At 60.3% G+C, this 19,450-nt stretch carries 23 protein-coding genes and 1 other RNA gene; 6 read left to right on the plus strand and 18 right to left on the minus strand.

All coding sequences use genetic code 11. The features are described 5' to 3' along the window. Positions 1-191: 191 nt before the first annotated feature. From pal to ruvC, 11 genes are all read right to left on the minus strand, one after another. Positions 192-677, minus strand: coding sequence for a peptidoglycan-associated lipoprotein Pal (gene pal / locus HCG46_RS07045; RefSeq protein ID WP_023003438.1), 486 nt, complete (start codon positions 675-677; stop codon positions 192-194). 151 nt (positions 678-828) lie between these two features. Continuing rightward, positions 829-2,178 (minus strand): Tol-Pal system beta propeller repeat protein TolB, encoded by a 1,350-nt coding sequence (gene tolB / locus HCG46_RS07050; protein ID WP_023003439.1) that lies wholly within the window; start codon positions 2,176-2,178, stop codon positions 829-831. A gap of 45 nt (positions 2,179-2,223) precedes the next feature. Further along, complete coding sequence (locus HCG46_RS07055; RefSeq protein WP_023003440.1) at positions 2,224-3,174, minus strand: cell envelope integrity protein TolA; 951 nt, start codon at positions 3,172-3,174, stop codon at positions 2,224-2,226. A gap of 6 nt (positions 3,175-3,180) precedes the next feature. Further along, entirely contained in the window at positions 3,181-3,633 is a 453-nt protein-coding gene (gene tolR, locus HCG46_RS07060) for a protein TolR (RefSeq protein WP_023003441.1), read from the minus strand. Positions 3,634-3,636: 3 nt separating this feature from the next. Then, a complete protein-coding gene (tolQ, locus tag HCG46_RS07065) occupies positions 3,637-4,341 on the minus strand; it encodes a protein TolQ (RefSeq protein WP_023003442.1) in 705 nt (234 codons plus the stop codon). A gap of 265 nt (positions 4,342-4,606) precedes the next feature. Next, positions 4,607-5,074, minus strand: a complete 468-nt coding sequence (ybgC, locus tag HCG46_RS07070) for a tol-pal system-associated acyl-CoA thioesterase (protein WP_023003443.1) — start codon at positions 5,072-5,074, stop codon at positions 4,607-4,609. An 84-nt stretch (positions 5,075-5,158) separates the two neighbouring features. Continuing rightward, complete coding sequence (locus tag HCG46_RS07075; RefSeq protein ID WP_023003444.1) at positions 5,159-7,213, minus strand: methyl-accepting chemotaxis protein; 2,055 nt, start codon at positions 7,211-7,213, stop codon at positions 5,159-5,161. A 171-nt stretch (positions 7,214-7,384) separates the two neighbouring features. Next, positions 7,385-8,425, minus strand: a complete 1,041-nt coding sequence (ruvB, locus tag HCG46_RS07080) for a Holliday junction branch migration DNA helicase RuvB (protein ID WP_023003445.1) — start codon at positions 8,423-8,425, stop codon at positions 7,385-7,387. Beyond that, positions 8,415-8,660, minus strand: coding sequence for a hypothetical protein (locus HCG46_RS07085; protein WP_023003446.1), 246 nt, complete (start codon positions 8,658-8,660; stop codon positions 8,415-8,417). The genes ruvB and HCG46_RS07085 overlap by 11 nt, the downstream gene beginning before the upstream one ends. Continuing rightward, the gene (ruvA, locus tag HCG46_RS07090; protein WP_023003447.1) at positions 8,657-9,274 is read right to left on the minus strand and encodes a Holliday junction branch migration protein RuvA; all 618 of its coding nucleotides are present in this window, start codon (positions 9,272-9,274) and stop codon (positions 8,657-8,659) included. Before ruvA ends, HCG46_RS07085 begins: the two co-directional genes overlap by 4 nt. Then, positions 9,271-9,786 carry a crossover junction endodeoxyribonuclease RuvC gene (ruvC, locus tag HCG46_RS07095; RefSeq protein ID WP_062487062.1) on the minus strand — a complete coding sequence of 172 codons (516 nt, stop codon included), beginning with the start codon at positions 9,784-9,786 and terminating at the stop codon, positions 9,271-9,273. Before ruvC ends, ruvA begins: the two co-directional genes overlap by 4 nt. A 190-nt stretch (positions 9,787-9,976) precedes the next feature. On the opposite strand from ruvC, the gene HCG46_RS07100 reads away from it, so the two are divergent. Further along, on the plus strand, positions 9,977-10,738 hold the full coding sequence (locus HCG46_RS07100; protein WP_077291772.1) for a sulfite exporter TauE/SafE family protein: 762 nt from the start codon (positions 9,977-9,979) through the stop codon (positions 10,736-10,738). A gap of 219 nt (positions 10,739-10,957) precedes the next feature. Here HCG46_RS07100 and HCG46_RS07105 read toward each other — a convergent pair whose 3' ends face one another. The 7 genes from HCG46_RS07105 to HCG46_RS07135 all read right to left on the minus strand — a co-directional run bounded on the left by HCG46_RS07105 (position 10,958) and on the right by HCG46_RS07135 (position 14,639). Then, positions 10,958-11,269 (minus strand): MazG-like family protein, encoded by a 312-nt coding sequence (locus HCG46_RS07105; protein WP_023003450.1) that lies wholly within the window; start codon positions 11,267-11,269, stop codon positions 10,958-10,960. Between the two features lie 99 nt (positions 11,270-11,368). Then, on the minus strand, positions 11,369-12,115 hold the full coding sequence (locus HCG46_RS07110; protein WP_023003451.1) for a YebC/PmpR family DNA-binding transcriptional regulator: 747 nt from the start codon (positions 12,113-12,115) through the stop codon (positions 11,369-11,371). A 99-nt stretch (positions 12,116-12,214) separates the two neighbouring features. After that, positions 12,215-13,045, minus strand: a complete 831-nt coding sequence (locus HCG46_RS07115; protein WP_055661200.1) for a TIGR00282 family metallophosphoesterase — start codon at positions 13,043-13,045, stop codon at positions 12,215-12,217. Between the two features lie 42 nt (positions 13,046-13,087). Further along, positions 13,088-13,666, minus strand: coding sequence for a 5-formyltetrahydrofolate cyclo-ligase (locus HCG46_RS07120; protein WP_062487054.1), 579 nt, complete (start codon positions 13,664-13,666; stop codon positions 13,088-13,090). 44 nt (positions 13,667-13,710) lie between these two features. Continuing rightward, positions 13,711-13,865, minus strand: a non-coding RNA gene (gene ssrS / locus HCG46_RS07125) — 6S RNA. A 108-nt stretch (positions 13,866-13,973) separates the two neighbouring features. Then, a complete protein-coding gene (locus HCG46_RS07130; RefSeq protein ID WP_023003457.1) occupies positions 13,974-14,354 on the minus strand; it encodes a cell division protein ZapA in 381 nt (126 codons plus the stop codon). A gap of 6 nt (positions 14,355-14,360) precedes the next feature. Further along, positions 14,361-14,639 (minus strand): DUF4164 domain-containing protein, encoded by a 279-nt coding sequence (locus HCG46_RS07135; RefSeq protein ID WP_023003460.1) that lies wholly within the window; start codon positions 14,637-14,639, stop codon positions 14,361-14,363. A 454-nt stretch (positions 14,640-15,093) separates the two neighbouring features. Here HCG46_RS07135 and tkt point away from each other — a divergent pair, with 454 nt between their 5' ends. The 5 genes from tkt to HCG46_RS07160 all read left to right on the plus strand — a co-directional run bounded on the left by tkt (position 15,094) and on the right by HCG46_RS07160 (position 19,449). Next, entirely contained in the window at positions 15,094-17,082 is a 1,989-nt protein-coding gene (gene tkt / locus HCG46_RS07140) for a transketolase (RefSeq protein ID WP_031270523.1), read from the plus strand. Between the two features lie 144 nt (positions 17,083-17,226). Beyond that, on the plus strand, positions 17,227-18,237 hold the full coding sequence (gap, locus tag HCG46_RS07145) for a type I glyceraldehyde-3-phosphate dehydrogenase (protein WP_023003466.1): 1,011 nt from the start codon (positions 17,227-17,229) through the stop codon (positions 18,235-18,237). A gap of 163 nt (positions 18,238-18,400) precedes the next feature. Further along, on the plus strand, positions 18,401-18,589 hold the full coding sequence (locus HCG46_RS07150; protein ID WP_023003469.1) for a hypothetical protein: 189 nt from the start codon (positions 18,401-18,403) through the stop codon (positions 18,587-18,589). 22 nt (positions 18,590-18,611) lie between these two features. Beyond that, positions 18,612-18,785: a hypothetical protein gene (locus HCG46_RS07155; protein ID WP_023003470.1), complete on the plus strand. Its 174-nt coding sequence runs from the start codon at positions 18,612-18,614 to the stop codon at positions 18,783-18,785. Positions 18,786-18,825: 40 nt separating this feature from the next. After that, complete coding sequence (locus HCG46_RS07160; RefSeq protein ID WP_023003471.1) at positions 18,826-19,449, plus strand: LysE family transporter; 624 nt, start codon at positions 18,826-18,828, stop codon at positions 19,447-19,449. Position 19,450 lies beyond the last annotated feature (1 nt).

Below are 19,450 nucleotides of genomic sequence, written 5' to 3' on the forward strand. Positions count from 1 at the left end.
CCAATACTCAAGCAGATCCACGCGCATGATGTCTTACCATGCCCGGCTTCTTACTCAAGTGCACAGAGCGCTTCGACTTCGGCCAAATTTTGACGTTACCGGCTGACATTGAAGTGATTTCGTCATTTCCGGCCAGCCCAACAAAAAAGGCCGGGCAAGCTGCCCGGCCTTTTTGTTCGGCATTTGCCGGATCAGTTGGTCGCGTTGTTCAGGACCGTCACCGCACGGCGGTTCTGCGACCAGCAGCTGTTGTCGTTACAGACAGCAACAGGCCGTTCCTTGCCATAGGAAATCGTCCGGACACGCGAGGCGTTCACGCCCTGCGCCACCAGATAGTCACGTGCGGACTGGGCACGGCGTGCTCCCAGCGCGATGTTGTACTGACGCGTGCCGCGTTCATCCGCATGCCCCTCGATCGTGATCGTGTACTGGGGATAGCGGTTCAGCCACTTGGCCTGATTGGCAAGGGTTGCCTGACCCTGCGATGTCACCACCGACTGGTCTTCTTCGAAGAACACGCGGTCACCCACGTTCACGACGAAGTCCTGGCCCGTGCCCGGCTTCACATTGCTCGACAGCCCGTCCGGTTTGTTCTGGGCACATGCTGCTGCGAACAGAACCACGAAGCAGACTGCAATCCAGCGCGCGCCCCGTCCGGCGTTTAAACTCTTGAACATTCCTGTCTCCTACACCCCAGCCCGCCAACCTGACATTTCATCCGTCCGGTTCTTGGTAAACGCTTTCTAGCCAAAACCGGTAAAAAACGCCTTTTCAAACATGGTTAGCGAAAGCTTAACACGGCCTGCCTTCACAGGCCGCATGTCTCCATCAGTCGATCAGCGGCGACCAGGAGGGATCCGACGCAAAGGCCGGGGTCTCCACCCGCTGTTCGTTGTATCCTGTCAGGTCTACGGTCCAGACCTGCGGCCCGCCATTGGCACCCGGCGTATCCCGGAAAAACACCAGCACACGGCCGTTCGGCGACCAGGCCGGACCTTCGTTGTGATAGCCTTCGGTCAGAATACGCTCACCCTTTCCGTCCGGCCGCATGACGCCGATCATGAATCGGCCCTGGTGCTGCTTGGTAAAGGCGATAAGGTCTCCACGCGGCGACCATACCGGCGTGGAATACCTGCCAGGCCCGAAGGAAATACGCTGCGCACCACCGCCGCCTGCGCTCATCACATAAAGTTGTTGTGTGCCGCCGCGGTCGGATTCGAACACGATCTGGCGTCCGTCCGGTGAGAACGACGGGCTCGTGTCGATGGCTGCGTCGTTCGTCAGACGCGTCGTCTGGCGAGAGCGCAGGTCCATCTTGAAGATGTTGGCATTGCCACCCTGCTGCAGGCTCATCACCACGCTCTGGCCATCGGGCGAGAACCGCGGGGCAAAGGTCATGCCCGGGAAGTTGCCGACGATTTCGCGCTGACCCGTTTCAATATTCAGCAGATAGACACTCGGATCGGCGCCGCCATAGGACATGTAGGTGACTTCCTGGCTCGTCGGCGAGAACCGCGGTGTCAGCACCAGATCGTCGCCGCGCGTCAGGTAACGCACGTTTGCGCCGTCCTGGTCCATGATCGCCAGGCGCTTGACGCGCTTGTCCTTCGGGCCGGTTTCATCGACATAGACGATCCGGGTGTCGAAGTAGCCCTTTTCACCGGTCAGCCGCTCATAGATCGCGTCAGCGATGATATGCGCCAGACGCCGCCAGTTTTCAGGTGTCGTGTAGAACTGCTGGCCCAGCATCTGCTCTGACGCGAAAACGTCCCACAGACGAAACTCCGCCCGCAGACGCCCGTCTGGCTGCTTGATCACCGTACCGGTGACAAGCGCCTGGGCACTGATCTGGCGCCAGTCGCCGAAACGCGGCGTGGAGTTCACGCTCATGTTCTTCTGAATGAAGCTGGCCGGGTCAAGCGGCCGGAACAGGCCGGATCGTTTCAGGTCGGCGGCAATGACGTTGGTCATGTCCGCGGCCAGCTTGCCGTCTCCGCCTTCGGCGGAAAACGACGGCAGTGCGATCGGCAAGGGCTCGATGTTGCCCTGGGTAATATCGATTTCGACAAGCGCTGCCGCCGGCAGCGGAGCAATCACCACAAAAGAAGCGAGAACAAATGCGAGCCCTCTGGCTTTCCGGCTTGTGAAAACAGAAAGTTTTTTCAGTATTCCGCGCATGAGCACAACAGCTCCCTTATGGACGTTTGAACTGGCCGGGCCAGTCTATCCCCCGAGCATCTCTCTGGGGTCGAAATTGATGATGACTTCCTGCCAAGCTTCATACTTGGAAATTGGCAGATTGTATGGCTGGCAGCGCATGATCGCGCGCACGGCACTGCTTGAGGCTGCTCCGAACGCCGGATTGCCGCTGGAATTCATGACTTCCGGCTGGCCCGAAACCTGACCGTCCTGGGACAGGTTGAAACGGACACGAACCTTCAGGTCTTCCGCACCGACGGCGCCCACCGGCGGGTTCCAGCATTGCGCCACCATTCCGCGCAGCGCATCCAGCTCGGACTGGCTCATACGCACGTTCTGCTCCCCGCGCCGGGAACCGAGAGAGGCCGGGTTCTGGCTGGTTTCGCCGGTCTGTTTGGCCGGCTCGACCTTGTTCAGAAGCGCAGCGATATCGGTGCTGTCGAAATTATCCTTCGGCGGCTCGGGCGCATTCCTCGGCGGCGTCGGCTTGGAGCGCGGCGAAACCTTGGTCACGATCGGCTGGGGCGCAGGCGCGGCCTCCTGCTGCGGCACAGGCTCCGGCGCCGGGGCAGGATCCGGTGCAGGCGCAGGTTCGGCCACCGGCGCTGGTTCGGGCGCAGGCGCCGGAGCCGGTTCCGGATCCGCAACGGGCGTTGGTTCCGGTGCCGGAGGAGGCGTCGGAGACGGCGAAGGTGTCGGCTGCGTCGGCTGCTCAACCTTGCTTTCACCCGGCTTGTCGGCCGGTTTCGGAGGTTCCTCGGCCGGGGTATCGCTTGGGTTCACCGCCGCGACGTCCCGGACTTCGGCGGTCTTTTCGCCGACCCGAAGCCTGGTGATTTCCTCGATGGGCACCAGTTCGACAGGCAGAGAATCCACCTGCGGAACCGCAAAGCTCTCAGCGTCCGGAAAGGCGATCAAGCCCCAGAGCAGGAAAGCCGAGTGACCGGCCAGAGACGCGATGAGACCTGCGCGCATGACGCGTTACGAGTCCCGTTCTTCCAGAGTGACAAGACCGAGGCGTTTAAACCCGGCCGCGCTGATGCGGCCCATCAGCTTCATCATGGTGCCGTAGTCGGCATCCTGATCGCCGCGCACGTAGATACGTTCCTCGTAACCATTGGCGGCAATGGCTTCGAGCTTTGGCACGATCTCCTCGATCGTGATCGGGGTATCCTGGATGAAGATTTCACCAGCCGCGTTCACCGAGATGGTTATCGGCTCGGTATCGCCTTCCAGGGCCTTGGCGCTGGTCTCCGGCAGATCGATCGGCACACCGACCGTCAAGAGCGGAGCAGCCACCATGAAGATGATCAGGAGCACCAGCATCACGTCGACCATGGGCGTGACGTTGATTTCGCTCATGGGTGCGTGGCGACGCCTGCGCCGCCCGCGCCGTCCGCTTCCTGCCTGACCTGAACCGACCTGCATGGCCATGGATCAGCCCCTCTCGTCGATCTGACGTGACAGGATGGCGGAGAACTCGTCCGCAAAGCCTTCCATGCGCGAAACCGCCTTGCCGACGTCGGCCGAAAACTTGTTGTAGGCGATAACAGCCGGAATCGCGGCCAGTAGACCAAGCGCGGTCGCAAACAGCGCTTCGGCAATACCGGGCGCCACGACGGCAAGGTTGGTGCTTTCCGATGCCGCGATCGCCTGGAACGCCGTCATGATACCCCAGACCGTTCCGAACAGACCGATGAACGGTGCCGCGGAGCCAACGGTTGCCAGGATCAGCAGCCGGCTTTCCAGCCGCTCGGCTTCGCGCTGGATGGTGACATCCATCACCCTGTCGATACGCTGCTGCAGGCTGCCGATGGCAGGCCGCGCGCCCTCGTGGCTGCGCTTCCATTCACGCATGGCTGCGACGAACAGTGCCGCCATGGAATGGTTCACACGATTGTGAAGCGTATTATAGAGTTCTTCGAGAGACTGACCGGACCAGAACACCGTTTCGAACCGGCTCATCTGGCGCCGTGTCCGGCCGACCAGCATGATCTTGTCGACGATGATCGCCCAGCACCACACCGAAGCGCCCAAAAGGCCGAGCATTACGACCTTGACGACGATATGCGCCTGCCAGAACAGCGCAAAAAACGAAATGCCGCTCTCTGGCGCCAATGTCGATTGGACAAGTGTTTCCATAAATTCAATGACCCCTTGGCCGTCTGACGCTGTTTTGCATTCAAGGTTTCGAAAACGACAGCGAGGAACCGGAATCAGCCGGCCGGCTCTTGTAACCTGCCGCCTCTCTGACGTTTGATTTTGTCAAAACTGGGACTTTTCCAATCAAAGAAAGTCCCTCTCTAAAGGAATCAATTAAGGTTACTGCAAGATTAACGCAGTAATGGGTTTTGAAAGTATTTTACCGCCGCCAAGCAGCTTGCCTGCTCTTTCAGAGCCAAGCCCTTCAACCGTCGGTGTTTTCTCCAGGTGCATGCTGCACGAGTTTTTCCGAAAGGACCTGCGGCAGTCGGGTCGGACGTCCCTGCGAGGTGATGATCGCAACGGTGACGGCAGCCGAAATCAGCAGCTCTTCGCCGCGGTAAATCAGCTGATCGAGCCGGATTCGGGCGCCTTTGTACTCCGCAAGGCTGGTATGAACTTCCAGCACATCGTCAATCCTGGCCGGTTTCTGGAAGTCCAGCGTCATTGTCTTGACCGCGAAGGCCAGCGAAGCACCGTGGGTCCCTTCGGCCATCTCACGATGGTGAATGCCGATGAGACGGAGGAAATCCGACCTGGCGCGCTCGAAGAAGCGCACATAGGCACCGTGATAGACGATGCCCGTGAAATCCGTGTCCTCGTAGTAGACGCGAACAGGAAGCACATGACCGCCATCTTCCAGGCGACCGGCGAGATCCGGCCAGTCCGACACGCTTTGTCCCTCGAAAGCTGAATGAAAAAGCCCCCCGGTCGACCGACCGGGAGGCTCGTACCTGGCCCTTACGTAGGCCGTATCTTATGCAGCGGCAACCTCGGAGAGGAATTTCTCGACGGACGCACGAAGCTGTTCCGCCTGCTGTTTCATCTCGATCGTCGCGTTCAGCATGTCGCCAACCGCTTCCGAGTTTTCGGCAACGCCTTCGTTCAGCGACGCCACAGTCTCCGCAACGCTGCGGGTACCTTCCGCGGCTTCTGCAACGTTTCTGGAAATCTCTCCGGTAGCAGCGCCCTGCTGCTGCACGGCGTCCGAAATCGTGGTGGTGTAGGAGTTGACCTCCTCGACCGATTCCGACACCCGGGCAATCTCTTCCACCGCTTCGGTGGTAGAGGCCTGGATAGCCGCGATCTGCGCGGAGATTTCTTCCGTTGCCTTGGCAGTCTGGCCGGCGAGCGACTTGACCTCGGAGGCAACGACCGCAAAGCCCTTGCCGGCATCGCCCGCACGTGCAGCTTCGATCGTCGCGTTCAGCGCCAGCAGGTTGGTCTGTTCGGCGATCTCTGAAATCAGCGACACGACGTCGCCGATCTTGTTGGCCGCTTCCGCAAGACCGGAGATCTTGGAATTGGAGCTCTGCGCGGCGGTCGTGGTCTGGGCCACGATGCTTGCCGTGGTTTCGACCTGACGGGAGATCTCCGAAATCGACGCGTTGAGTTCCTCGGTGGCGGAGGCAACCGCCTGAACGTTGGAGGAAGCGTTTTCCGAAGTCGACACCGCGGTCTGCCCCTGGTCTGACGCGGCGGTGGACCGGTGACTGAGGGCGGAAGAGACTTCTTCCACGCGGGCAATATTGGTTTCCACCAGCTCCAGAACCGCCTGCGACTCGGCCCGGAATGCGGCGATCAGCGCATCGATGGTCTTTTCACGCTGTTCGCGGGCAATGTGGCCAACCTTGCGCTCGGATGCCAGACGCTCGCGTTCGATCGAACTGTCCTTGAACACTTCGATACAGCGCGCCATGCGGCCGATCTCGTCCTGGCGTTCGGTCGCTTCGACACCCACTTCCAGGTCGCCGTCGGCGATCTTGCGAGCCGCGACGGCAAGGCGTTCCATGGGAGCGAACATGCGCCGGGTTACCCACCAGATCAGGCCGACGATCGGAACCAGACAGAGGAAACCGGAAATGATCGCGCCATAGGTGATGCGATCGGCGGCAGCCGACAGTTCCGTCTGCTTGACGGCATCGACAACACCGAAGGGTGAACCGACAAACGTGTTGCTTGCTTCCGCGAAGCGGTAGTCACCGTCTTCCAGGCGGATCAGCCGGTCGTTGACCTTGATATCGGAGATCATGTGGACGGCGCTGGCGCGGCCCATATCGTCGAGCTGAACCAGCTTGCCATCGGAATCGGCAAGGAAGATGCGCTCGCTGTCGCCGAGGCCGGTCTTCTCGTTCAGCAATCCGGCCAGATGCTCCATGTTGGTCGTGAACGCAATCGCGCCGAAGAACCGGTCCAGATAGAACACAGGCACCGCAAGAACTTCCGAGACGGTGCCATCTTCGGTGGTCACAAAGCCTGAGGAATAGATCTGCCCGGCCGCCAGCGTCTCGTTTTTCGAGGCCTCGAACAGCTTGCCCATGGCGATCTGCACGGGATGGCCCTGGATCTGCGCGTCTTCCACGTGGAAGGCGAATTCCGGACCCTTGCGGAAAGTATAGGTGATGAACCCGTCCGGATTGGCCAGCGCCGCATCGGAAAACAGGCCCTGATCGACAAGCTCCTGGTAGATCGGATGAACGACCTTGTGGTTGTTCACGTAGTAGTTGGACTCTTCCGGCTCCACCAGAAGGTGACGCTCACCTTCGGGATGCGGATTGTCGGTCACGAAGATCTTCCGGAGCAGTTCGTTCTGCCCTTCTTTCAGGTTCTTCCACCCGACCATGGTCTTCATCAGACTGTCCTTGGCGCCTTCCAGCGTGGAGAAGAACGCAGCGCTGTCCTTCACCTGCCCAAGGGAGAGTTCAATAACCTTCTGTTTCGCCTTGGTAGCACTTTGCAGGCCGGCATCAGCCTGACCGTTTGCAACATCCCGCGAAATGGTCGACGTGACCGTGACAATTGCCACGCACATAGTGAGTGCGCCGGCTAAAAACATTAGAGCCAGTTTAGATGAAAGGCGCTTCCGCATGGTTTCCCCCGCATAGTTAACGCGACGATACGGCAGGATTCGCGAATAAATGCTTAATCGCTACGCAGAGCTAGATGTAACTGACAAGACCTTGTCTTATAAATACTACTTAAACTATTCGGGATCGGTGAACAGTCCCATTTGCGGAGCATCCGGTCTGGATGGGGCCGCAAGACCCAGGTGTTCGAACGCCATTGGCGTCAGGATACGTCCCCTTGGCGTCCGCTGCAGAAACCCGTTCTGGATCAGGTAGGGTTCGACGATCTCCTCGATGGCGTCACGAGGCTCGGAAAGCGCTGCCGCAATGGTCTCGATCCCGACCGGCCCACCACCGAAATTCACAGCGATCTGGCTCAGATAACGACGGTCGAGACTGTCGAGCCCGGCACCATCGACTTCCAGCTGCAGAAGCGCCCTGTCGGCGAGTTCCCTGTCGACCCGCTCGACGCCGGCGACAATGGCAAAGTCCCTTACCCGCCGCAGCAGTCGCCCGGCGATACGCGGTGTCCCGCGGGAGCGTTTGGCAATCTCGCGGGCACCGTCTTCAACCATGCCGATGCCGAGAATGGCGGCGCCACGCTTGACGATGTGCTCCAGCTCCGGAACCGTATAGAACTGCAGCCTGACCGGAATGCCGAAGCGATCGCGCAGCGGAGTGGTCAAGAGGCCCAGCCGCGTCGTCGCGGCAACGAGCGTGAACTTCGCCAGGTCGATCTTGACTGATCGCGCAGCCGGTCCTTCACCGATGATCAGGTCGAGCTGGAAATCTTCCATCGCCGGATAAAGCACTTCCTCGACTGCCGGATTGAGCCGATGGATCTCGTCGATGAAGAGGACGTCGCGCTCTTCCAGGTTGGTCAGAAGGGCCGCAAGGTCTCCGGCCTTGGCAATGACAGGACCGGAGGTCGCCCGGAAATTGACCCCCAGTTCGCGTGCCATGATCTGCGCCAGCGTCGTCTTGCCGAGACCGGGAGGCCCGACGAACAACACATGGTCCAGCGCCTCCCCCCGCGCCTTCGCCGCACCGATAAAGACCTTCAGATTGGCGCGCGCCTGGGCCTGACCGACAAAATCATCCAGCACCTGGGGGCGCATGGTTGAATCGATCTCGTCCCCCCGGATTTCCGGCGTCACGATGCGAGTGTCATCCGACATGGCTTACGACCACAAACAGCAACACCAGAAGAGCCAGCGAATAGGCTACCCGGAGTGCATAGAATTTCTTGAACTGGCGCAGGACAAACGGGTCGTCCGACTCCACACGGCGTCCGTTGACGGTAAACGGACGATCCCCCACCGAGGCACTGAAGCGGTGATCGAGGTACATGATACCGCCGATGCCCAGAACCACGAACACGACGGCAATGATGCCATAGGTAACGGCGATCATCCGGCCAATTCCTTCAAGCCAAGGCGGATCAGCGTTTCCGTGGTCGCATCCTCACCGGCTGACTGCAAGGCCTTTGCGACGGCGCCGCTCGCCTGCGCCTGTGCATACCCCAGATTGGTGAGCGCCGAAACCGCCTCGGCCACCGGCCGGGCAGCCACGTTGTCGGCAACGTTCTGGGAAACCGCAATCGTGCCCTGGTCCACCGTGGCAAGTCCCGGCGCCTTGTCCTTGAGTTCGGCAATGATGCGTTCGGCAACGCGCTTGCCGACGCCAGGCGCCCGCGAAATCGTTGCCTTGTCGCCAAGCGCAATCGCGTTGGCGACTTCGCTTGCCTTCAAGATGCCCAGAATGCCCAGCGCAACCTTGGCGCCGACACCCTGAACGGTCATCAGGATACGGAACCATTCGCGCTCCGCCTCTACACCGAAGCCATAGAGCCGGATCATGTCCTCACGGACGATTGTCTCGATGAAAAGCACAGCCGCTTCACCTGCGCGCGGCAGACCCTGAAGAATGCGCGAGGGACAATGAACCTGATAGCCCACCCCGTGCACATCCAGGATCACGTGGTCCTCGCCATAGCTGTCGATGGTGCCTTTAAGCTTGCCGATCATATTGCCCCCATGGCGGCAAGCCGCGCTGTACTGTTGGACCGGTGCTGCGCATGGCAAATGGCAATTGCCAGTGCATCGGCGGCATCGTCCGAATTGAAAGTGGCCCGCGGCATCAGAACCTTGACCATGGCCCGGATCTGTTCCTTTTCCGCATGACCGGTCCCGACCACCGTCTTCTTGACGAGGTTCGGCGCATATTCGGCAACCGGAAGTCCGGCGAGCGATGGCACCAGCAGAGCGATCCCGCGTGCCTGCCCGAGCTTCAGAGTTGCGCCCGCATCCTTGTTGACGAACGTATGTTCTACCGCGGCTTCGGATGGTTCGTGCTGGCGCACGACTTCGCTAAGGCCGTCATGCAGCTGCACCAGGCGCTCGGCCAGGCTCTTCTTGTTGTCGGAGGTTACCGTTCCGGAAGCAATGAAGGACAGGCGATTTCCCGTCGCCTCGATCATGCCCCAGCCGGTACGCCGCAGCCCCGGGTCGATGCCCAGCAAACGAATCGCGTGTATCATGGAACAAATCGGTAACAAAACTTCCCCGTTGACGCCAGCCAAAGCGCGGCTTACCACCGGAAAGCCTGTCAAAAACACCTCACAACGTGTTTAATCCGGCCTTGCCCCTACCGGCAGGCCACCTCCCCCGCCAAGGCCCGCGATCTGCCGGGCCAATCCCTTTTTGATCCCGTCCGTTCCGCGAGTTCCCATGGCCGACATCTTCAGCTCCTTTCCGCCCGGCCTTCTGGTGTTCCTCGCCGTGGTCCTGTTTGTGGCCGGTTGCGTGCGCGGGTTTGCAGGGTTCGGTGCGGGAATGATCTTCATGCCGGTGGCCGCCAGCGTCATGCTGCCGTCAACCGCGGCCGCCACCTTTCTGTTCATCGACGGCATTGTCGCACTGCCTTTGGTGGTCAGGGCGCTCAGGCTGTGCAACTGGTCGACAGTGCTTCCCGCGGTCGTTGGTGCCGTGGTCTTTGTTCACGTCGGCGCCTGGCTTCTGGCCAACGCGGACGTGCTGGTTCTACGCTGGACGATCTTTGCAATCGTGACCGGACTGCTACTGCTGCTGGTGTCCGGCTGGCGCTATGAACGCAAACCCTCCAGGCCGGTGTCGCTTGGGGTTGGCGCAGTTGCGGGCATCCTCGGCGGCATCTCGCAGGTCTCCGGCCCGCCAGTGGTTGCCTTCTGGCTCTCCAGCGCCAAGGAACCGGCAATCGTCCGTGCCAACCTGATCGTGTTCTTCGCGCTTGCGAGTATCGGAACCTTCGTTGCCTATATCTTCAACGGCTTCTTCACGCTGGAAGTGTTCCACCTCCTGATCATGGCGATCCCCGTCTATGCCCTTGCGATCTATCTCGGCTCCAACGGCTTCAAGCACGCCGACCCGAAACTCTATCGTAAGCTGGCCTACGGCCTGATCGCCCTCGCCGCCCTCTCCAGCATGCCCCTGCTGGATCCGCTTTTCCGGTAGGCGGTTCCAATCCGGAATCTTGCGTCGGCTCCACCCACCTCCTCATCCTGAGGAAGCGCGAAGCGCTGTCTCGAAGGATGGGCTGCGCACTCAGGTACAAGTGGCCCATCTTTCGAGACGCCGCTAACACGGCTCCTCAAGATGAGGGTGAAAAGAAGAAAGCCATATTTATCTGGCTTCAGATATTGCAAAACCCGCCCCAAAAACGCGGTGCAAACCCTATTCGGCCAAAGGCTTTTCCTGCAGCTTCTCCTGCCATTTGGCACATTTTTCCGCCATCAGCCGCGTGAGTTCTGCCTCGAACTCTTCCCTGCTTGAAGAAGCCTGCGCCAGAACGCTCATCGCCACGATCGCAGCATCGGCGGCTTCTTCACGGACATCTGCCAGCGTCTGGTTCTTGTATTCGCTGCCCGGTGCCTTCGTTGCCGAAAGAACAGCCTGTGCCAGTTCTCCGGCTTCCTCCGCCAGCTTCAGCGCACGCTCCTGCAAGGTCTTCGGGTCTTTCTGCGTCAGGTCGAAGATATTGAACATGCGATCGGTCTCCTTGGTTCAAGGAAGGTGCGAGCCTCAGGAACGCCAAAACAAAAACCCCGGCAGGGCCGGGGTTTTCAGATCCATATCCTGTTTTACTCAGGAAGCCAGAGAGGCCATGGTTTCTTCGTCGACATCGAAGTTGGAGTAGACGTTCTGGACGTCGTCGTCGTCTTCCAGCATGTCGATGAGTTTCATCATGGTTTGGGCCTTGTCCGCGTTGACCGGCGTCAGGTTCTGCGGCTTCCAGATGATCTTGGTCGAATCCGCTTCGCCCAGTGCCTGTTCCAGAGCAGCGGAAACATCGTTCAGATCTTCAAAGGCGGTGTAGATCGTGTGACCGCTCTCGTCGGACTGAACGTCTTCCGCGCCGGCTTCGATCGCAGCTTCCAGAACCGCGTCGGCTTCACCGGCTTCCGGCTTGTAGATAATTTCGCCAACACGGTCGAACATGAAGGAGACCGAGCCCGTTTCTCCCAGCGACCCACCGCATTTGGTGAAATAGGAGCGGATGTTGGAGGCGGACCGGTTGCGGTTGTCGGTCAGGGCTTCGACGACCACGGCAACACCTGCCGGGCCGTAGCCTTCGTAACGGACTTCCTCGTAGTTGTCGTCGTCACCGGACTGGGACTTGTTGATCGCCCGCTGGATGTTTTCCTTCGGCATGGACTGGGCCTTGGCGTTCTGGACGGCAAGGCGCAGGCGCGGGTTCGCGTCCGGATCCGGGTCGCCCATCTTCGCGGCGACGGTAATTTCCTTGGACAGCTTGGAGAACATCTTGGAACGGGCCGCGTCCTGGCGTCCCTTGCGGTGCATGATGTTCTTGAATTTTGAATGGCCTGCCATGGCTCTTCTCGGTTCTTTACAGGTGATGTCAGTGAAAACTGCGCCGCTTATAGGCAAGTTGACCCGGAAAATCCAGCGCAGAGAAATTCTCGGCCGTGGTCAAGCCCCGTTCGGCCAGAAGGACGGGATCACAGGCTCCAGCCGGCCGCCTATGCGAAGCGGCGCAACCCGCTCGGCAAGCCCGGTCCGATCGTCCGTCTCGATGGCCACACCGCAGATGGTCGGATCGCCTGTTGCCGGTGTGAACCGGGAGCTTGGTATCTTGCGCTGGAACCGGTTGACCGGCTCTTCCTTGTCCATGCCCAAAACGCTGTCATAAGCACCGCACATGCCCGCGTCGGACATATAGGCCGTGCCGTTTTCCAGGATCTGGTGATCGGCCGTCGGCACATGGGTGTGCGTTCCGACAACGAGACTGACCCGGCCATCCAGGAAGTGGCCCATGGCCTGTTTCTCGCTGGTGGCCTCGGCATGCATGTCGACGATGATGGCATCGGCCACATCGCCAAGCGGACACCCGTTGATGACGTTGTCGATGGCAGCGAAGGGATCGTCGAGCGCATCCATGTAAACGCGGCCCATCACATTGGCCACCATCACCCTTGCGCCGTTTCTGGCCGTGAAGAGGTGCGCACCGCGCCCCGGTGTCCCGGATGGGTAATTGACCGGCCGAAGCAGCCTGTCCTGTCGCTCGATATAGACCAGGGTGTCACGCTGGTCCCAGACGTGGTTGCCGGTGGTCACGACGTCGGCGCCCGCATCCAGAACGTCCTGCAGGATCGTCTCGGTAATGCCGAACCCGGACGCAGCGTTCTCACCGTTGACGATCACGAAATCGAGCTGGTTGCTTTCCACCAGCTCCGGCAATTGCTCAATGACGGCGGTACGGCCCACGCGGCCGACAAGATCGCCCAGAAACAGAATACGCATATATCCTCACTGGGCGGCCTGCTTCGGCGATCACTTTCGCCGTCAGCCGAACGCCCGGTACCCCTGCTCGGTCAGAATCCCATTCAACGGCTTGTCATGCGCTTCCGCGGGGACGCGGTCAACCTCCTGCACGGAAAAGGCAAGCCCGATGCACAAAAGGGGCCCGGAGTGTTGCAGCTGCGCAATTGTAATGTCGTAAAAAGCCTTGCCGTAACCGATGCGCGTGCCTTTGCCGTCAAAGCCGGCAAGCGGCATCAGAAGAACATCCGGGCGCACTTCCTCGGCAGAGGGGCCGGGTTCGGAGGTGCCGAAACCGGCGGAAACCAGTTCCGTATCCCGCTCCAGGCGGCGAAAGATGAGGCTCGGGCCGGTCATCACGGGCAGGCACAGGGGGTGCCCAAGCTGGCGCAGGCGGTCCATCAGCGGGCGCGGGTCGATTTCGTCCCGGATCGGCCAGAACCCGGCAACAACTGCTCCTGCCGGCAGCGGCAGATCTTCGGCGTGATCGCTGAGCATCAGGCTGTGCTCGATCCGCTCCACCTCCGGCATTGCCTTGCGGCGGGCAAGCACCTGCTTGCGAAGACTGTCTTTTTCGGCAGCAATGGAGGAAAGGTCGGTCATGGGGCCTCGAATAGAATGGATCGGCCCGCGTCCTGAAAAGGAAACGCGCAGCCGCCCGACCGTTGGATTTGCAATCCCGGGAAACCTACAATGTAGGTGGGCGCCGTATGCAACGGACCACGGCCCAGCGCAGGGACAGCTCCCAAGGGAATGCGTAAGGCCCCGGGGATAATGTTCCTGACGTATCGGGCAGCCGCAAGTACCGCATATAATCCGGTGCGGCGGCAATTACCAGTGCGGCATGGATTTCATCACAAACGAAGTTGCGGGCACTCTCCGTTGCCGTCTGGCCGGAAAGGCGGTCGCCTCAGGCGTTGTCCTGGGCCCGCAAGCTCTTGGAAAGACCGTCCGCAAGGCTTTCGATCCGAGCGGCGGCAGTATTGACGGCACGCGACAGCTCTTCCTCGTTCTGGCTCATGTTGTCGAGCGCGGCCACCTGCTGTTTCTTGGCATCGGCCAGCTGTTCTTCAAGCCGGGCGACCTTGCGCTCCAGTTCCGAAAGCTGGTCGGCCGCCATGATGCCGGCCATTACCGTCAGGCGCTGGTCGCCGATTTCGCCGAAGGCGCCTCGCAAGTCGTTGATCCAGCCATCGAAACGGGCAGCAAGGCCCATCAAGCGCTCTTCCTCGCCGTCATCGCAGGCCATGCGGAAGGACTTGCCGTTGATGGTAACCGTGATCTGAGCCATATGCGCCTAGCCTCCGTGCGCGTCGAGCACGCTGCGGATGGTTTCCATTGCCGAGACGAGCCGCCGGGAGACATCCCGGTTGGCCTCTTCCAGCCGGGAAGCCCGTGCTTCGCTTTCATCGAGTGAGGCTGCCAGTTGCGAACGGTCTTCGCCGAGCCGCTGCAGGTCGTCCTGCAGGGCATTGAGCGACCTGTCTGCATCAAGACGGCGCTGGACAGCCGCTTCGAGATTGCCGACGGCTTTGTCCAGCCGCTTTACCGCATCGGCCAGGCTGGTCTTTTCCATGCAGTCGACATCCGCCATTAATTACGTCGTCCCAATCGTTCTTCTGCGGCGGTCCGCCCATTCCTTCCTAGGTCAGACTGGAGATTTGGCGCTTTCGACCCTGGAGTTGCTGCTCAAATTACGGGCATTTCAGAGAATGCGCGGCAAAGCACGTTTCACGGCGAAAAAGCAAATCTTTGTTAGAGCGTCGAGCTTAGGCACCGCAACTTCTCTCAGTCAATGCCACCATTGGCAGAATCCTCAACTCTATAACGCGTGGAAGAAAAAATTCTTCCCCGGCAATGCCCTCAAAAGACCCAAACCAGCTTTATTGACTCGGGTGCCGTTCCTGATATTTGTCTGGCGCCTGTTCGAGATTGACGAGTGTTAATTCTTGAGCAACGCACCTCAAAACAACCTTGCCGGGCTCTCTGCTTCGGCCAAGGGGGGCTCCAAAGCAAGCAACGGGACCACGATGACCGATCTTGATAAACACCAGCGCATGGCAAATGCGATCCGCTTTCTTGCCATCGATGCCGTGGAAAAGGCTAATTCCGGTCACCCCGGCCTGCCCATGGGCGCTGCGGATATCGCGACAGTTCTTTTTACCGAATTCCTGAAATTCGATCCGACATCCCCGAACTGGGCCGACCGCGACCGCTTCGTTCTGTCCGCCGGTCACGGCTCGATGCTGCTTTACAGCCTGCTGTATCTGCTGGGCTATGAAGACTTCTCCCTCGACGAGATCAAGAATTTCCGTCAGCTAGGCGCACGCACTGCCGGGCACCCGGAATACGGCCACGGCGCTGGCATCGAGACCACCACCGGCCCGCTCGGCCAGGGTCTCGGCAACGCGGTCGGCATGGCCATCGCCGAGCGCCTGCAGTCCACCCGCTTCGGCGAAGATCTTGTCGATCACTACACCTATGTGCTGGCCGGTGACGGCTGTCTCATGGAAGGCATCAGCCAGGAAGCCCTGTCGCTGGCGGGTCACCTGAAGCTCAACAAGCTGATCGTCATCTGGGACGACAACGGCATCTCCATCGACGGCAAGGTCGAAATCACCGATTCAACCGACCAGCAGGCCCGTTTTGCCGCCTCCGGCTGGAACACGCTCAGCGTCGACGGTCACGATCCGGTCGCCATTTCCGCAGCGATCCGCCAGGCACAGGCCAGCGACCGCCCGACCCTGATCGCCGCCAAGACCACCATCGGCTTCGGTGCACCGACCAAGGCAGGCACCGCGAAGGTTCACGGCTCGCCGCTTGGTGCAGACGAAATTTCCGGCACCCGTGCCGCGCTCAACTGGCCGCACGCGCCGTTTGAAGTTCCGAGCGACATTCTGGACGCCTGGCGCATTGCCGGCCTTCGCTCCGCCCAGGCTCACAAGGACTGGCAGAAGCGCTTTGCCGAAGCTGACGCCGAGACCCGCGCCGAATTCGAGCGCCGCAATCGTGGCGACCTGCCGGCCGGCTTCACCCAGGCCGTTCTGGACTACAAGAAGAAGCTCGCCGACGAACAGCCGACCATGGCGACCCGCAAGGCTTCCGAAGCTGTTCTGGGCGTCATCAACGAAGTTGTTCCGGAAACCATTGGCGGCTCCGCCGACCTGACCGGTTCCAACAACACCAAGACGCCTCAGACCGCGCCGGTCACCCCGGACGATTTCTCCGGCCGTTACATCCACTACGGCATCCGTGAACACGGCATGGCGGCAGCAATGAACGGCATGGCTCTGCACGGCGGCCTGATCCCCTATTCCGGCGGCTTCCTGATCTTCTCCGATTACTGCCGTCCGTCGATCCGTCTCGCAGCCCTCATGGGCCAGCGGGTCATTCACGTCATGACCCATGATTCCATCGGTCTTGGCGAAGACGGTCCGACCCACCAGCCGGTGGAACATTTCGCCGCCCTGCGCGCGATCCCGAACCTGACCTTCTTCCGTCCGGCCGACATCACCGAGACGCTCGAGTGCTGGCAGCTGTCGCTGGAGAACCGCGACGGACCGTCGGTCCTGGCACTGACCCGTCAGAACCTGCCGTCACTGCGCAAGACCTACGAGGAAAACAACCTCTGCGCCAAGGGTGCCTATGTGCTGATCGACAGCGACGAAGACGCGGCCGTGACCATCTTCGCGACCGGTTCGGAAGTCGAAATCGCCGTCAACGCGCAAAAGGACCTGAGCACGGCCGGCATCGCCGTGCGCGTTGTCTCCGTTCCGTCGTACGAACTTTTCGAAGCACAGTCAGACGACTACAAGGCCGCCGTCATCGGCAACAGCCCGGTCAAGATCGCCGTTGAAGCCGGCATCCGCATGGGCTGGGACCGCTTTATTGGTGCGGACGGTATCTTTGTCGGCATGACCGGCTTTGGCGCGAGCGCGCCTTACAAGGAACTCTACGAGCATTTCGGCATCACGGCGGACGCCGTGGTTGCAGCCGCCAAGGCAAAGCTCAGCGTTTAACCGAAATCAATTCCCGGCACCAAGACTTCCTCCTATGGTGCCGGGCCTACGGGCACATCAAGTGCTTTTCAAGTGACCACACTATGTGGTTTTTAAATCGGTTTAGCCCCTTCTGAGGCACACCGAAGATTGCGGGAGTGGATTATGGTAACCAAGGTAGCAATCAATGGATTTGGACGCATCGGCCGCAATGTGCTGCGTGCGATCGTCGAATCCGGCCGCACCGACATTGAAGTCGTTGCGATCAACGATCTCGGCCCGGTCGAGACCAACGCGCATCTGCTGCGTTACGACAGCGTGCACGGCCGTTTCCCGGCAGAGGTCAAGGTCGATGGCGACACCATTTCCGTCGGTGGCGGCAAGCCGATCAAGGTGACCGCGATCCGCGACCCGAAGGAACTGCCCTGGGGCGAGCTTGGCGTTGAAGTCGCCATGGAATGCACCGGCATCTTCACCGCCAAGGAAAAGGCCTCCATGCATCTGGAAGCCGGCGCCAAGCGCGTTCTGGTCTCCGCCCCGGCCGACGGCGCCGACAAGACCATCGTCTACGGTGTCAACCACGATGCGCTGACCGCAAACGACCTGGTCGTATCCAACGCGTCCTGCACCACCAACTGCCTGTCCCCGGTCGCCTATGTGCTGAACGAAACCATCGGCATTGAAAAAGGTTTCATGACCACGATCCACTCGTACACCGGTGACCAGCCGACGCTGGACACCATGCACAAGGATCTCTACCGCGCCCGTGCTGCGGCCATGTCCATGATCCCGACCTCCACCGGCGCTGCAAAGGCCGTCGGCCTGGTACTGCCGGACCTGGCCGGCAAGATGGACGGTGTGGCCATTCGTGTCCCGACCCCGAACGTTTCCGTGGTCGACCTGAACTTCATCGCCAAGCGCGACACCACCGTTGAAGAAATCAACGAAGCCATCAAGGCAGCCGCAAACGGCAAGCTGAAGGGCGTGCTCGGCTACACCGAAGACAAGCTGGTTTCGATGGACTTCAACCATGACAGCCATTCCTCGGTCTTCCATTGCGACCAGACCAAGGTCATGGACGGCACTTTCGTGCGCATCCTGTCCTGGTACGACAACGAATGGGGCTTCTCCAACCGCATGGCCGACACGGCCGTGGCGATGGCAAAGCTCATCTGATCCCTGCCTTCGAAAGACGCCGGTTCATCCGGCGTCTTTTTTGTCGGTATGGATGTCTTTCCGGCAAAGCCGCAAAAAACTTTCTCGATTCAGGCATAGCCCCGGGGCAAAGGTCATGTAGACTGGTGCTGCAGACTTGCAGTTCAATCCTGGAGACGCCGTCATGACCGCTCTACTGGTCATTCTTGGGTCGTTGTTCGCGGTTGGTTGCCTTGTGGGTTTCGGGTTCTACTGGCTCGATATGAAGCGGGACAACGAACGGTTCCCTTCAGATCAGGACGATGAGCCTGACATGGGCAGCCTCAATACCGATGTCTTGCGAAAGCCGGATTCCCCGGCTGGAAATTCCTGAGTCCAATTGAAGGATCCTGACCATGACCACGCTGACTTTTCTGATCGTATTTGTTGTCCTGATCGGCGTCGGCTTCTATTTCGTGGAACGGTCGAAGGAACGCTCCGCAAGAAACACCAAACGGTCCTGGCAGCCGGATGTTGATGGCCAAAAGTCCGAAACGATGGCCAACCTTCAATCACCGCCAGATCGATAACTCTCCCTGTTCGATCCTTATCCTTCCCGGAGTTCCCTGCTTGCTCGAACTGCTCACCGTCATTTCGCTGACCGTCGTGGTCGCAATCGTTCCCGGGCCCGACTTTGCCGTTGTCCTGCGCAATGCCCTCATCGGCGGACGGCTCGCCGGCATCATGACTGCGCTCGGCATCGCGCTGGCCCTCGGCGTACACGTCACTTACGCACTGGCGGGTATCGGCCTGATCGTTTCCCAGTCGATCCTGCTCTTCAACGCGCTGAAACTGATCGGCGCTGCCTACCTCGTTTTCCTGGGCGTCACCATGTACCGCACGGCATCTAAGGAGATGCCGGCCGACGGTGCCCTGTCCGGCATGTCGCCCTTCCGCGCGCTTCGCTGGGGCTTCTTCACCAACGTGACCAATCCGAAAGCCACCATGTTCGCCCTTTCGGTGTTTCTGCAGGTGACGTCTCCCGAAACGCCGCTCTGGACCCAGATCGGTTACGGCGTGATCATGGCGGGCGGCGTGTTCCTTTGGTTTGTTCTGGTGACCGTCTTCTTCACGCTTCCCGCCGTACGCCTCAAGTTCATGCGTGCCAAGCTCTGGATGGAACGGTCCTTCGGCATTCTCCTGACCTTGTTCGGCATCGGCATCGCCGTTTCCACCAACTCCAGCCGTCCTTGAA

The organism is Labrenzia sp. PO1 (assembly GCF_012273635.1).
Classification (GTDB): Bacteria; Pseudomonadota; Alphaproteobacteria; order Rhizobiales; family Stappiaceae; genus Roseibium; species Roseibium algicola.